Origin of the sequence: Streptococcus sp. Marseille-P7375 (assembly GCF_902460365.1) — a bacterium.
Lineage (GTDB): Bacteria > Bacillota > Bacilli > Lactobacillales > Streptococcaceae > Streptococcus > Streptococcus cristatus_I.
This window is the reverse complement of record NZ_CABPTR010000003.1, coordinates 137,314-151,632: the sequence shown is the minus strand read 5'-3', so window position 1 is coordinate 151,632 and position 14,319 is coordinate 137,314. Positions and strand designations below refer to the sequence as shown.

15 protein-coding genes are annotated in these 14,319 nt (G+C 42.5%); 4 read left to right on the top strand and 11 right to left on the bottom strand.

What is annotated here, in order from left to right; translation table 11 throughout:
• The first annotated feature begins 180 nt into the window (after positions 1-180).
• On the top strand, positions 181-663 hold the full coding sequence (locus FZ954_RS08165) for an S-ribosylhomocysteine lyase (RefSeq protein WP_005590897.1): 483 nt from the start codon (positions 181-183) through the stop codon (positions 661-663).
• A gap of 87 nt (positions 664-750) precedes the next feature.
• On the opposite strand, the gene FZ954_RS08160 is transcribed toward FZ954_RS08165, so the two are convergent.
• From FZ954_RS08160 to FZ954_RS08135, 6 genes are all read right to left on the bottom strand, one after another.
• Positions 751-1,440, bottom strand: a complete 690-nt coding sequence (locus FZ954_RS08160; RefSeq protein WP_148878011.1) for a response regulator transcription factor — start codon at positions 1,438-1,440, stop codon at positions 751-753.
• A 9-nt stretch (positions 1,441-1,449) separates the two neighbouring features.
• Positions 1,450-2,874 (bottom strand): NADP-dependent phosphogluconate dehydrogenase, encoded by a 1,425-nt coding sequence (gene gndA / locus FZ954_RS08155; RefSeq protein ID WP_048766212.1) that lies wholly within the window; start codon positions 2,872-2,874, stop codon positions 1,450-1,452.
• Positions 2,875-3,036: 162 nt separating this feature from the next.
• On the bottom strand, positions 3,037-4,500 hold the full coding sequence (locus tag FZ954_RS08150; RefSeq protein ID WP_125378834.1) for a flotillin family protein: 1,464 nt from the start codon (positions 4,498-4,500) through the stop codon (positions 3,037-3,039).
• A 181-nt stretch (positions 4,501-4,681) separates the two neighbouring features.
• Positions 4,682-5,365 carry a Bax inhibitor-1/YccA family protein gene (locus FZ954_RS08145; RefSeq protein ID WP_148878010.1) on the bottom strand — a complete coding sequence of 228 codons (684 nt, stop codon included), beginning with the start codon at positions 5,363-5,365 and terminating at the stop codon, positions 4,682-4,684.
• A 19-nt stretch (positions 5,366-5,384) separates the two neighbouring features.
• A complete protein-coding gene (locus FZ954_RS08140) occupies positions 5,385-5,876 on the bottom strand; it encodes an HD domain-containing protein (RefSeq protein ID WP_048766208.1) in 492 nt (163 codons plus the stop codon).
• A 44-nt stretch (positions 5,877-5,920) separates the two neighbouring features.
• Positions 5,921-6,661, bottom strand: a complete 741-nt coding sequence (locus FZ954_RS08135; RefSeq protein ID WP_148878009.1) for an RNA methyltransferase — start codon at positions 6,659-6,661, stop codon at positions 5,921-5,923.
• A 141-nt stretch (positions 6,662-6,802) separates the two neighbouring features.
• Between FZ954_RS08135 and FZ954_RS08130 the strand changes: the two genes are divergently transcribed.
• Positions 6,803-7,081 (top strand): acylphosphatase, encoded by a 279-nt coding sequence (locus FZ954_RS08130; protein WP_125373777.1) that lies wholly within the window; start codon positions 6,803-6,805, stop codon positions 7,079-7,081.
• Positions 7,082-7,163: 82 nt separating this feature from the next.
• Positions 7,164-8,084, top strand: coding sequence for a membrane protein insertase YidC (yidC, locus tag FZ954_RS08125; protein WP_148878008.1), 921 nt, complete (start codon positions 7,164-7,166; stop codon positions 8,082-8,084).
• 269 nt (positions 8,085-8,353) lie between these two features.
• On the opposite strand, the gene FZ954_RS08115 is transcribed toward yidC, so the two are convergent.
• On the bottom strand, positions 8,354-9,289 hold the full coding sequence (locus tag FZ954_RS08115; RefSeq protein ID WP_148878007.1) for a dihydroorotate oxidase: 936 nt from the start codon (positions 9,287-9,289) through the stop codon (positions 8,354-8,356).
• 223 nt (positions 9,290-9,512) lie between these two features.
• Here FZ954_RS08115 and gdhA point away from each other — a divergent pair, with 223 nt between their 5' ends.
• Positions 9,513-10,859, top strand: coding sequence for an NADP-specific glutamate dehydrogenase (gene gdhA, locus FZ954_RS08110; RefSeq protein WP_148878006.1), 1,347 nt, complete (start codon positions 9,513-9,515; stop codon positions 10,857-10,859).
• 97 nt (positions 10,860-10,956) lie between these two features.
• On the opposite strand, the gene FZ954_RS08105 is transcribed toward gdhA, so the two are convergent.
• The 4 genes from FZ954_RS08105 to FZ954_RS08090 all read right to left on the bottom strand — a co-directional run bounded on the left by FZ954_RS08105 (position 10,957) and on the right by FZ954_RS08090 (position 14,313).
• Complete coding sequence (locus FZ954_RS08105) at positions 10,957-11,601, bottom strand: TetR/AcrR family transcriptional regulator (RefSeq protein ID WP_148878005.1); 645 nt, start codon at positions 11,599-11,601, stop codon at positions 10,957-10,959.
• 16 nt (positions 11,602-11,617) lie between these two features.
• Positions 11,618-12,622 (bottom strand): NADP-dependent oxidoreductase, encoded by a 1,005-nt coding sequence (locus tag FZ954_RS08100; RefSeq protein WP_148878004.1) that lies wholly within the window; start codon positions 12,620-12,622, stop codon positions 11,618-11,620.
• A 264-nt stretch (positions 12,623-12,886) separates the two neighbouring features.
• Complete coding sequence (locus FZ954_RS08095; protein ID WP_316246112.1) at positions 12,887-13,627, bottom strand: M15 family metallopeptidase; 741 nt, start codon at positions 13,625-13,627, stop codon at positions 12,887-12,889.
• Entirely contained in the window at positions 13,624-14,313 is a 690-nt protein-coding gene (locus FZ954_RS08090; RefSeq protein WP_125373770.1) for a histidine phosphatase family protein, read from the bottom strand. The genes FZ954_RS08095 and FZ954_RS08090 overlap by 4 nt, the downstream gene beginning before the upstream one ends.
• Between the last annotated feature and the right edge of the window lie 6 nt (positions 14,314-14,319).

The window sequence follows — 14,319 nt, the reverse complement described above, 5'->3', positions numbered from 1 at the left end:
CCTGATTTTTGCCTATTATTGGGCGAAAAGGCGCTAAATCAAAGAATTTAATATATAAAATTTTTTTATTTCCTAACTCTTATTTTTTTATGCTATAATCAAAAGGAAGTGTTTGAAATGTCGCTTTTGAAACCTGATCTCATTTTCAGGTTCCAATTTTAAAATTTTAAAGGAGAAATCATGTCTAAAGAAGTTATCGTTGAAAGTTTTGAGCTTGACCATACAATCGTAAAAGCACCCTATGTTCGTCTCATCGGCGAGGAAACTGGTCCCAAAGGAGATATTATCTCTAACTTTGATATTCGCTTAGTGCAGCCAAATGAAGACTCTATTCCGACGGCTGGCCTGCATACCATCGAGCACTTACTGGCTATGCTTATTCGCAAGCGAATTGACGGTATGATTGACTGCTCGCCTTTCGGTTGCCGCACAGGTTTCCATATGATTATGTGGGGACAGCACTCAGCAACCGAAATTGCCCAAGTCATCAAATCTTGCTTAGAAGAAATCGCTGAAACGACTACTTGGGAGGATGTCCCTGGTACTACTATCGAATCCTGTGGCAATTACAAGGATCACAGCCTTTTTTCTGCCAAAGAATGGGCGAAACTCATTCTCAGCCAAGGGATCTCTGATAATGCTTTCGAGCGCCATGTCCTCTAAGCAGAGGGATTTTAATCTTCTAGGATTTTATTATTTGCGCTAAAAATTAACCCGTCCTTCTGGAAACAGAGGGCGGGTTTAATCTTATTATTCCTGCATAGCATAGCCGATACCACGGACAGTTTTGATATAGCTGATCTGTCCAGCAACATCAATCTTACTCCGTAGGTAACGAATATAGACGTCTACTACATTAGTCTCAGTGGCGCCTTCATACTTCCAGACACGTTCCAGAAGCTGCTCGCGGCTCATGACCTTTTGGTTGCTCATCAACGTCACTAATAGATCATATTCTCGTCGTGTCAAGGCAATCACTTCCTCTCCACGATAGACGATATGATTTTTCAAATCAACTCGTAGATTGCGGTAAGCAGTCGGTGTTTTTAGCTTGCTACAATGCTGGTCGATAAAGTCCCGACCTCGAAAGATATCGGATACTTTCTCAACCAAATCACTGATAATAAAAGGTTTGACGGTATAGGAAACAGCAAAGCGCTGAATCTCATCTGCATGTTCTTTGATTTCTTCACGGCTGGCTAAGACGATAATGACTGAAGCCGGCTTAAACAAACTCAGTTGCCTAGCAAACTCACTAGCGGTCATATCCTGCAGGTCATAATTAAGCAAAAATAGATCATAGTCATTTTCTCTAGCTAGTGCCAAACCTTGACTGCCTGTCTCAACCACATCCAAAAGAAATGCTTCCTTTTGCAGTTCCAAAGTCACAAATCGTGCAAGATTCTTTTCATTTTCTACTAATAAAATTCGCTTTGCCATAGGCCTATCCTATTTTTCGTCATACCAAGAGTAGTGGAAGGTTCCTTCTTTGTCTTTACGTTGGTAAGTGTGGGCACCAAAGTAGTCACGTTGTGCTTGGATCAAGTTAGCTGGAAGGTCCGCTGAACGGTAGCTATCAAAGTAAGTAATAGCTGCTGAGAAGGTTGGTACTGGTACACCAGCTTGAACAGCAAGAGCTACGATATCACGCACTGCTTGTTGGTACTTAGCAGTAACATCCAAGAAGTATTCATCCAAGAGAAGGTTAGCAAGATCAGCATCACGGTTGTAGGCATCTGTGATCTTTTGCAAGAAACGTGAACGGATGATACAACCATCGCGCCAAATAGATGCGATGTCCGCAAATGGCAAGTTCCAATTGTTTTCTTTAGAAGCTACACGTAATTGCGCAAAACCTTGTGCGTATGAAATGATTTTTGAGAAGTAAAGGGCTTGACGGATCTTTTCGATCAACTCAGCCTTGTCTCCTTCAAACTTGAAGGCAGCTGGTTTTGGAAGCACCTTGCTAGCATGCACACGCTCTTCTTTGTATGTAGAGATGTAGCGGGCAAATACTGACTCAGTGATGAGTGACAATGGCACACCAAGGTCAAGCGCTGATTGGCTAGTCCATTTACCAGTTCCCTTGTTACCTGCAGCATCAAGGATGTAATCTACGATTGGTCCATCCTGACCTTCATCATCTTTACGGCTCAAGATATCAGCTGTGATTTCGATCAAGTAGCTGTCCAATTCACCCTTGTTCCACTCAGTAAAGATTTCAGCCATGTCTTCTGCAGAAAGACCCAGCAAGTGTTGCATCAAGTCATAGCTTTCTGCGATCAATTGCATGTCACCATACTCGATACCGTTGTGGACCATTTTCACATAGTGACCAGCTCCATCAGGACCGATGTAAGTCACACATGGTTTGCCATCTTCTGGTGCTTTGGCTGAGATTTCTTCAAGAACATCGGCAACCAATTCGTAGGCTTCTTTTTGTCCACCAGGCATGATAGAAGGACCTTCAAGGGCACCTTTTTCACCACCAGAAACCCCTGTACCGATAAAGTTGATACCAGAGTTTGCCAATTCTTCATTACGACGGATCGTATCTTTGTAGAAAGTGTTTCCGCCGTCAATCAAGATATCACCCTTGTCAAGGTGTGGAAGAAGGGCTTGGATAGTTGCATCTGTACCAGGTCCGGCTTGAACCATCAGCATGATACGACGAGGTTTTTCGATAGATTGAACGAAAGACTCTACATCGTAGCTAGGTACAAATTTCTTTTCTGGATGGCAAGCAATCACGTCTTCTGTTTTTTCTTTGCTACGGTTGTAAATGGCAACTGTATAACCACGAGATTCGATATTTAGGGCAAGGTTACGACCCATTACGGCCATACCTACGACACCAAAGTTAGCTTTTGTCATTTTCTACTCCTATAATCTTAGTTGTTTAATCTGTTATATTTTAACATTTTTACAAGGTAATGAAAAGTATTTAGCTGATTGAAATGCTTTTCTGGGGGAGGACAAACAAACAGCCAGAAGTTCCAACTCCCAGCTGTTTGTATATCTTAGACACATTTAGGTTTATTTCTCATCAACTTCGATGACCGCTTGTTCATCTTGTTTGAGCTTGTTAACAGTCATATTGACACCAAGTGCTCCAGCTAACAGTTGACGAATGTCAAAGCCTGCCCCTTGGGAAACTTGGTCAATGCTCTGCATGATGTCGCCGACCATTTTAGAAGCATTGCCTTCACCATACATGGTAATCTTGTCTACCTTGGTCAATGGCTCTGCTACCGCACGAGCGATTTCTGGCAGTTTATCGACAATCATCTCCGTAATCGCAGCTTCCTGCATTTTCTTCATGGCTTCTGCTTTCTTGTCCAAACCTTGAGCTTCTGCTTCTAGTTTAAGACGAATCGCTTCTGCTTCGGCACGTCCTTTGGCTTCAATAGCTTCTGCTTCTTGCAGTTGCGCAAATTTCTCAGCCTCGGCTTGAGCCTTGCGGGCTTCGGCTTCTTTTTGTGTTTCAAAGAGTTCCGCTTCGGCCTGACGCTGACGTTCAATCAATTGCGCTTCAGCAGCCTGTTGACGGGCATATTTTTCAGCTTCGGCTTGCTTGCGGATATTGGCATCCAATTCCTGCTCACGAACCTTAACTTCCCGTTCTTTGACTTCCGCTTCCTTTTCCTGCTTCATGATGTTGGCTTCTGCCGCCACACGTTCTTGTTCACGACGCTGGATTTCAGCCTCAATCCCTTTAGCCGCATCAGCTTTAGCTTGCGCAATATCTGCTTCCTGCTTGAGGGCAGCTTGTTTCAGTTTGAGTTCATTTTGCTTTTGAGCAATTTCCAAGTCAGCGGCCACGCGCTTGTCGTTAGCCAACTTGTCCTGCTCAGCCTCAACTTCCTTGCGCTCACGTTCAGCCTTAGCTTTGGCAATCAGGGCGTCTTTCTTAATCGTTTCGACATTTTCAATACCGAGGTTGTCAATAACGCCACCTTCATCAGAGAAGGATTGAACGGTAAAGGCAATGACTTCCAGACCCATCTTAGCCAAATCTGGTGCCACGTTATCCTGTACCTTAGAGGCAAATTCCTGACGGTCATTGACCATCTTGCGCAGTTCCATCTGGCCGATTACCTCACGAAGGTTCCCTTCGAGAACATCTTGGACAGAGTTAGAAATATCTGTTGTATTCCAATTAAGGAAGTTTTCTGCCGCACGCTCAATCATTTCATCCGTAGTACCAATCTTCAGCTTAACAGCCGCATCGGCACGAACGTTGATAAAATCAAGTGTTGGCACAGACTCAGAAGTACGGACGTCTGTAGAAAACTGCTCAATATCCAGATAAGAGCGCTGCTCTACAAAAGGAATCATGAAGCCAGCCTTACCTCTTAAATGACGCTGCTTACGCAGACCAGTAATAACGACTACTTCATTTGGCTTAGCATTGACATAGCCCTTAGCCAAAAGAATAATAAGCACAATGGCTGCAACGATTGCAAAAATCAACCAGCCTGGGATAAATAACATATCCATAGAAACTTCCTTTCTTTTCTAGAGCAATAGATGAATGCATTGCCCAAATATATTTTTAGTTAGTATATCAAAAAATTAACAGTTTGCAAAACTTTTACTGCTACTCCTATCCAACTTCCAAAATTCCCCCTCAAACAAAAAAAGATAGCCCCCATTCATTGAGGAAACTATCCATCTTTTATTAGTCATTTCTTCCAAAGATACGAAGGATACTGAGGAAGAGGTTGATAAAGTCGAGATAGAGGCTCAAAGCTAGAGAAATAGCCCAGCCAAGACCTGCCTGTCCACCTGTTTGTTCATAGACATAGCGAATTTTTTGATTATCCCAAGCAATCAAACCTGCGAAAATAACAACGCTGACGTAGCTGACAATGTAGTCTATCATGTCGCTACCTAGGAAAATATTGACAAAACTCGCAATCACAATCCCAATCAGGCCTGCAATCATAGCTCGACCCATGCCAGATAAATCTTTTTTAATGATGACGCCCACGGCTGCCATAACAAGGAAAACAGCTGCACTAACTGCAAATGCTTTGAAGACCACGCCTCCTGTGTACATGGCCACAATGAAACTCATGGTAAATCCGTTTAGGGCTGAGTAGCTCAAAAAGAGGGGAAGAGCAGCTGGACTATTGCGGAGGCCTCTGCCGGAAGCTGACCAAACCAAGGCTAGCTCAATGAAGATAGCTCCATAGTAAATCCAGCTATAATGAAGCAAAATCTCAACTAGAGCTGTCTGGAAGGTCGTCAGCATTAAGCCTGAAACCAAGGCAGAGATGGCAATTCCCATCCCAACAAATCCGTAGACCTTAGAATAAAAACTAGAAAGTCCACTGTTTTCTTGAATAATTGTATTGTTCATAATGTCTCCTTTTTACATTTTAACTTTTCATCATCTTTCGATGATATTTTTTACGCCCACTCAGCTTTTGTCGCCAAGGTGCCGTCGCTTCTTTGATTGCCCAATACTTGTCCACCATAGTTACAACGAAGGACTCCTTGTAGCGGGGTGGTGCTAAGGTCGCTCCCCACATATGCTTGATGATAATATCTTCCTCAACTCGATTGAGCTTGGTAATCTTGCGGGCATTTCGGACTGCTAGGCGGGGATGAACCCAGGCATGACTCTTTTTAAACTTGGTTTCGCGCCAGTCATAATAAAATAGATCATGCAGAAGAGCACCTCGTGCCGTACTGCGGGCATTCCAGCCAAATTTTTTAGCAATCTTATAACTAGTATAACTGACATTGATTGAATGTTCAAGCCGATTGGAATGAATATGATGGGTAATCCCTTTTAAGCGTTGGACACTGGGCTTCTCAATCAAATGCCCCACATAAGCCATAAATTCATCATCTTCTCTGTAAGGCATGTCATCACCTCCATTTAGTTTTATTATAGAGAGATTTCTAAAAGCTAGCTTAAAGCAAACATCAGGATGCCAGCTGCCACAGCAACGTTAAGACTTTCAGCCTGCCCCTTCATGGAAATGTGAACCAGAACATCAGCCGTATCCGTCATTTCTTGGCTGATTCCTTGCCCTTCATTACCCATGACTAAGAGGAAATCTTCATGTTTTTCGACCTTTTGATAATCCACAGAATCTTCTGATAAAGTCGAAGCCAAAATTTGCAGGTCACTTTGACGAGCTAGGGCCAGCATATCCTCTCTGCTCACGCGATAAATGGGCAGATGAAAATGGCTACCTTGCATAGAACGCAAGGTTTTGAGATTGTAAATGTCAGCGGAGTGACTAGAGATGAAAACTCCTTGATAATCCGCCGCATCCGCTGTTCGGATGATGGTTCCGACATTACCAGGATCCTGCACATCTTCTAAAAAGAGATAGGCACCTTCCAGCTTTTCTGGAATATTCTGCTCCTCAAAGGCTAATTCTGCAACGATTCCCTGAGGTGTCTTGCTATCTGCTAAATCACTGAGAATCTCTGGACTGACAAAAATAGTCTGGGAAAATGCTGCCAAACGCTCTTCGTACTCTGCCAAAGCAAAAATTCGCAGAATCCGTGCCTGACTGGCCAGAGCCTCCTCAAAAAGATGCCAGCCCTCAATCAAATACGACTCGCTACGATATTTTTTTTGATGCAGCTTTTTAGCTTTTTTTACCACATTATTGGCTTTTGAGGTTATAATATTCATAAATACATTATAACACAATCTAGCAGTTTTGAACTCATCCTCTAGACTTAGCTTCAGAGAAAATCTTGTCTCCAGCAAGCAACTGCTCGCTACGCTATGGGCTGAGAAGCGAGTTTCAAACCGCTACAAAAGGAGGTAACGATGCAAAAAGTAAGAATGATTGCGCAAGGACGAGTCCAAGGCGTCGGCTTTCGTTGGGGCGTTTACTCCCTTGCTTTGCAGATTGGCGGGATTACCGGTCGTGTCTGGAATAATGACGACGGTACAGTCGAAATTTTGGCTCAAGCAGAAAGCTCTGCCCTCATGGCCAAGTTCATTCAAGAAATCCGCAAGGGACCAACTCCTTTTTCAAAAGTCAGCTATTTAGATGTCACCATGGCCAATTTTGAGTCCTATACTGACTTTAAAATTGCAAATTAGGTCTGGAGAACTATTGTATATTTCCTTAAAAAACAGTAGAATAGATAGGTATTATTTTTTTAGAAACAAAGGAAATGAACTCGTGAAAACATTTAAACGTATTTTATTCTCTGGAATGAGCTTGTCCCTCCTTCTATTATTGACAGGGTGTGTCGGACGAGACAAGGCAGGTAATCCTTCTGGTATTATTTGGGACGTGCTTGGTCAGCCTATGGCAGATAGCATCCAGTTCTTTGCCAAGGATTCAGGCCTTGGTTATGGTCTAGCGATTATTATCGTTACACTCATCGTGCGGCTGATTATTTTCCCATTGGGAATCTATCAGTCTTGGAAGGCTACTCTTCAGTCAGAAAAGATGAACTACTTCAAGCCCATCTTTGCCCCTATCCAAGAACGAATCAATAATGCCGAAACTCAAGAAGAAAAACTAGAAGCGCAGCAAGAACTTATGGCTGCTCAAAGAGAAAATGGTCTGAGTATGTTTGGCGGTATCGGCTGCCTCCCACTACTCATTCAAATGCCGTTCTTCTCTGCCCTCTTCTTCGCTGCCCAATACACAAACGGTGTGGCCAGCAGTACATTCCTTGGCATCAATCTTGGAAAACCTAGTCTAGCCTTGACTCTCATTGTCGGTGTACTCTACTACATCCAGTCACTTCTCTCCCTACATGGTATCGAAGATGAAACCCAAAAAGCGCAGATGAAGAGTGCAACTTACATGAGCCCGATTATGATTGTTGTCTTCTCTTTCATGTCACCAGCAGCTGTGACGCTCTACTGGGTAGTCGGTGGTTTCATCCAAATCATCCAACAATTCATCATTAACTACTTAATGCGTCCTCGGATCAGAAAGCAAGTAGCAGAAGAATACAAAAAGAATCCTCCGAAAGCCATGAGCAATGCAGGTCGCATCAAAGATGTGACACCAAAAGCGAGCCAAGCAATCACTCAAAATAATAAAAAGAAAAAGAATCGCAACGCTGGTAAACAACGTTCTAGATAAATAAACTATCCATGTCCCTCCAAAATTTCCTATCTAATCTTGGAGGGATTTTTTTGGCTTCCCCTAACAATACTAAAAGAGAGGCTGGGACAAAAGTCCTAGCCTCTCAATTGTCTTTGGATTGTCGAGCAAGACACAGTGGTTGAGTGGGCTCTACTACGCTGATTTCATCAGCTTTTACAGCCCTACTCAACTGTGCGGAGGTGGGACAACGAAATCGAATTCTAACGAATTAACGATTTCTGTCCCACTCTCTCTTTCTTAAACTTTTAATCAATATACTTCAATTTTCCTCGGAAGTCTTCCAGGCTTTCATAGCCTTTTTCTTCCATAATAGCCTTGAGTTCTGCAGTGATGCGCTCGAAGGCTGCCACTCCTTCTTTATGAAGAGTTGTTCCTACCTGCACCATACTGGCTCCACAGAGGATATGCTCAAAGGCATCGCGGCCAGTCAGGACACCACCAGTTCCGATGATTTGGATTTCCGGTTTCAGGCGCTGGTAAAAGGCATGGACATTGGCCAGAGCCGTAGGCTTGATGTACTGGCCGCCAATACCGCCAAAACCATTTTTAGGACGAATGACCACTGACTCATCTTCTATATAAAGACCGTTTCCGATTGAATTTACACAATTGACAAACTTGAGCGGATAGTTGTTGAAAATCGCAGCGGCCTGATCAAAATGCACGATATCAAAGTAAGGAGGCAGCTTGATACCCAGCGGCTTGGTGAAATAAGCAAAAACTTCTGACAAGATTTTTTCCGTCGTTTCAAAATCATAAGCAATCTGTGGCTTGCCAGGGACATTTGGGCAGGAGAGATTGAGCTCAGTAATCCCTTTAAAGTCGCTTGCCTGCACTTTCTTGAGAATGGTTTGGGTTTCTTCTGGCGACATACCAACCAAGGAAAGGAAGAAAGTGCGATTTGGTTCGCTTTCTTGCAGCTCCAGCAAGTAGTCAAGATAATAATCTAAACCATTATTGGGCAGGCCCATGGAGTTGATAGAGCCCAGTGGCACATCCTGATAGCGAGGTTCTGGATTACCTTGACGAAAGTCCAGCGTTGCCGTTTTAGTCACAAAAGTTCCCGCAGCAGAGTCTTTGACTTCTTCTAACTCTTCCACCGTCATACAAGCCACTCCTGCAGCATTCATCAGACAGTTATCAAATTCAAAACCCGCAATTTTTGTCTTGGTTGTTGTCATTATTTTGACCTCTTATTCCTTAATTTTCTCTATTATATCATTAAAATTCTTCCTATAAAAAATTTATCCTAATTTTCTAGCAAAAGGTTCGGCATTTCCGCCTAGAATCTTCAAAAAAATATTATGGAAATTTTCAGAAAATTCAACTTTTTTCTTTACACCCTAAAAAAATTCTGCTATAATGGCTCATGTAATAAAATATAACAACAAAAAGGAGAACGATATGACATCTGCTAAAGACTATATCCAAAGCGTGTTTGCAACTGTGAAAGCTCGTAACGGGCATGAGGCTGAATTTCTCCAGGCGGTTGAAGAATTCTTCAGCACTTTGGAACCTGTATTTGAAAAACACCCTGAGTATATCGAAGAAAACATCTTGGCACGTATCACCGAGCCTGAACGCGTGATTTCTTTCCGTGTTCCTTGGGTCGATCGTGAAGGCAAAGTGCAAGTCAACCGTGGTTACCGTGTTCAATTCAACTCAGCTGTTGGACCATATAAAGGCGGACTTCGTTTCCACCCAACTGTAAACCAAGGGATCTTGAAATTCCTCGGATTTGAACAAATCTTTAAAAATGTCTTGACTGGACTTCCTATCGGCGGTGGTAAAGGTGGATCAGACTTCGATCCTAAAGGAAAAACGGACGCCGAAGTCATGCGCTTCTGCCAAAGCTTCATGACTGAATTGCAAAAATACATCGGACCATCACTTGATGTCCCAGCTGGTGATATCGGTGTTGGTGGACGTGAAATCGGCTACCTCTACGGTCAATACAAACGCCTGAACCAATTTGATGCGGGTGTCTTGACTGGTAAACCTCTTGGATTTGGTGGTAGCTTGATCCGTCCAGAAGCAACTGGTTACGGTTTGGTTTACTATACTGAAGAAATGCTCAAAGCTAACGGTAACAGCTTTGCTGGTAAGAAAGTGGTTATTTCAGGTTCTGGTAACGTAGCTCAATATGCTCTTCAAAAAGCGACTGAACTCGGCGCTACTGTTATCTCTGTATCTGACTCAAACGGTTATGTCATCGACGAAAATGGTATTGACTTCGATCTTTTGGTTGATGTTAAAGAAAAACGCCGTGCTCGTTTGACTGAGTACGCGGCTGAGAAAGCAACTGCTACTTACCATGAAGGTTCTGTATGGACTTACGCTGGAAACTACGACATCGCTCTTCCATGTGCGACTCAAAACGAAATCAACGGCGTCGCAGCTAAACGTTTGGTTGCTCAAGGAGTTATCTGCGTATCAGAAGGTGCTAACATGCCTAGTGACCTTGATGCGATTAAAGTCTACAAAGAAAACGGAATCCTTTACGGACCTGCCAAAGCTGCCAACGCTGGTGGTGTAGCTGTATCTGCCCTTGAAATGAGCCAAAATAGCCTTCGCCTCTCTTGGACACGTGAAGAAGTTGACGGACGTCTCAAAGACATCATGACCAACATCTTCAACACAGCTAAAACAACGGCTGAAACATACGGTCTTGGTACAGACTACCTTGCAGGTGCTAATATCGCTGCCTTCGAAAACGTAGCCAACGCTATGATTGCCCAAGGTATTGTTTAAGATTCATTTGCTTAATCCTCAATCGCTCCGATTGGGGATTTTTATATTGGTTTCAAAAAAGCTCACTATTTTTAATAGTGAGCTTAAAAATCAAGATTTATTTTACTTCTACTAAGGCAGAAGATAGGCATTCAACAATTTCGTTTACTGCTTCATCTATGTTCACATCTTCCTTATCATTTAACATCATTGGAAGAACATAAGAAAGACTCAAGGCTAGAATATAACGAACAATTCTTTCATTTGACCAATCTCGGATAACGCCATTTTCTTTAAACTGATTCAGAACTGTACTAATTGGCTTAATGATAGAGTGAACAATAACATTCCCTAACTGATCAGAAATAGTTTTATCAATAAAAGAACGGTTCAAGAGAATTTTAACTTGCATTTGATTCTCCTGAATAAAAACTAGTCTATCTCGAACAATGCTTCTTAAAAATAGTGGAAAAGACTCTTGGTTTGCTGTAAATTTCTTCTCAGAAAAATCAGCAATCACATCTGGAATAACTTGCTCAAGAAAAGTCGATAAAATTGCTTCTAAGATGCCTTCCTTGGTTTTAAAGTAACTAAAAACTGTCCCTTCTGAAACTCCAGCCTCCTTAGCAATAAGACTGGCTGTTGTATTTTCAAAACCAATTTCTGAAAATAACTTTAAACTTGATAACAGTACTTGACGTTGTTTTAAACTCAAGTTGCTATTTTCTAATATCTGAGCATACTTTTGTTCTAAACTTTCCATTGCTGGCACCTCTCTGCTACTCTCTTACTTTTACAACTTTCTTACCTCGAGTGTGCCCCAACTTCAAACTACGATATGCCTCTCTAACTGACTTTAGAGAAAAATCATAAACCTGGTCAATATTCAGCCGAATCTTCCCATCTGAGACCATTTCCGCTAGAGTGTTCAAATCATCATATGTGGAATGTCTCGGACCTGTGAACTGGGCACCTTTTATCATAACATATGGTGAAGGTACTAGCGTTCCAATAGCCGTGCCCTTCAATCCCAAACTGAAAGCCAATTTAACATAATCACTTCCATAACAATCCAAGAATTTTGTAATCGGTTTTGGACTTGCTGATAGAAGAGCATTCTGGATGTTCTCTTCGTAAGCTACTGGTATAGCACCTAAAGACTTCAGATATTCTGAATTTTTCTTACTTGCAATTCCGATAACTGTTGCACCCTTAGCAACCGCATACTGTACTGCGATACTTCCAATACCTCCTGCTGCTGCTGAAATAACTACAACATCTTTAGAGTTTAGCTCAACCTTTCTAAAAGCACCTCCCACAGTTAAAGAGGCTACCCCCATAGTAGCTGCGTGGTTCATATCAATCATCTCTGGTTTCAATACAATTTCCGATTCATTGACACAAATTTCTGTGGCCAAAGCTCCCCTCTTGGTGCCTAATCCAGGGTCACTGATCATTGTTCCAAAAACCTTATCGCCTACTGCAAACCGACTTACTCCTTCACCGATTTCTGTGATAACTCCAGCAAAATCCCGACCAACACCTCTTGGAAAAAGAGATGATTTTGACTCAAACCAAAGACTTGGCTTCTTTAGTTTCGTCATAAAAGATAGAAATCGGAGTGGCTTTGCCCCCTCAAAAGTCTTATAATCAATAGGATTTAAACCAACTGCATAAACTCCTACCCTCACTTGATTCACTTTCAAAGAATCAGATTTAATGTTCACTAAATCTAACACTTCTTCATCACCGAAACGACTATATTGTATTGCTTGAACAACCATTTTATAAACTCCTTTGTTTATCTATAAATTGAGTGAGCGCTCAATCATATTGCGATTATACGCTCATTTCCCAAATATGTCAATCTACGAACTTGTGTTTCTATAGATTACTTAAATAATCAGGTTCTTAATAAAGCGATATTACTTTCTATCTCTTAACATGTATTAAAAGCAGTAGCCGCAACTCCAGAACTATTGTTTATTTAAAAATCAGCTTGCTCATTTGAGCAGCTGATTTTTTGTCTATCAATGGATTGTAACGATTTACCGATCCGACTCTTTCAAAAGGGCCAGATATTCCTCTAAAACTAGGTGATGTTTTTGCATATATTGGGCCGACTCTACGCCAACATAACGATAGTGCCAATTTTCAAAATCCACACCAGTAATATCGCTTTTCCCTTCAGGATAGCGCAGAATAAAGCCGTATTTAGGGGCAATTTCCGCAATCTTATTTGCTACCTCATCATTCTGACCTTCTGGCTCGCTCATATCAATCGCCAAGCCTGTCTGATGCTCGCTAGCACCTGGCAGCTGGATCCGCTTTTGCACTTCTTGCTCCGCTTCTTGCCGAGACAGGCCTTCTTCTTCGGCCAAAACTAGGGCTTCTTCATATAGCTCTGTCTGCTCAGCTCGGCTACGATAGCCTGAAATCAAAGTTTCCTCTGGCGCAATGGCCCGAGCTGCAGCTAAAAATTGTCTGGTATTTTCAGCAATCCGGCTATCTACCTGAATATCATCGATTTGGGTCAACTTAGGATGAGACTCTTCCTGTAAATGGCTACGATTGATTAAAGTCAACTCCCAATCATCAACTGACACCTTGGGCAAGTCAGAACTCTGGGCTTTAAGACCATGATTAATAAAAGTTGGCAAGTCTTCATCCATATCTTGCACTCGCAATAGAACAAACAGCAAACTGATCCCAATTCCTAAAAATAAGAGTCTATTTATTAGTCGAAACAGAGAGAGTTTTCTCCTTCTTTCGTGGCGACCTCGTCTCAAGCCTTGTCCTCCAGCTCTTTCGCTCCAACTTCACGATAGGACATATCACCGATGGAAACAACTGAAAATTGTCCATCTTCATAGTCTACGATGGTCACACTACCATTGCCTAGGCCATGAGGTTGCATGCGATTAATCAGGTAGACAAAGGTTCCGATGGTCATGCCATGACTAACAACCAAAGCATTGCCACCGCCCGCAGCCTCCAGCTCCTCAGCAATCTCTGAGAAGCCTTGCCAAATTCGGCCGCTGAGTTTTTCCCAATTCTCAGCCCAGCCAGCCGTGTCGACTTCTACTAAGCCTTCTGCCAGCTCGGCATAGCTGAGTTGATGGACATGGTCGATATTAAAGACCCTAGGCATAACTCCCATAAAAAGCTCACCATCATAGCCACCATCAAAGCTGCCAAAACACCACTCTCGAATGCGCTTGTCAAACCTATAAGGAATCTTTCCAGTTAAGCCCAGCTCTTCCAGAATAATTCCCATGGTCTGAATGGTTCGACCTGAATCACTGGATCTAGCTAGTTTAAAATCAATACCCGCTTTTCGCAAACCAATCCCTAATTCATGGATGCCACGTTCGCCTTCTGCTGTCAACGGACTATCACTCCAGCCCTGAGCTCGTCCGATTGTATTAAACATCGTTTTGCCATGCCGGATGAGGTATAATCTTGTTTTTGCCATACACTT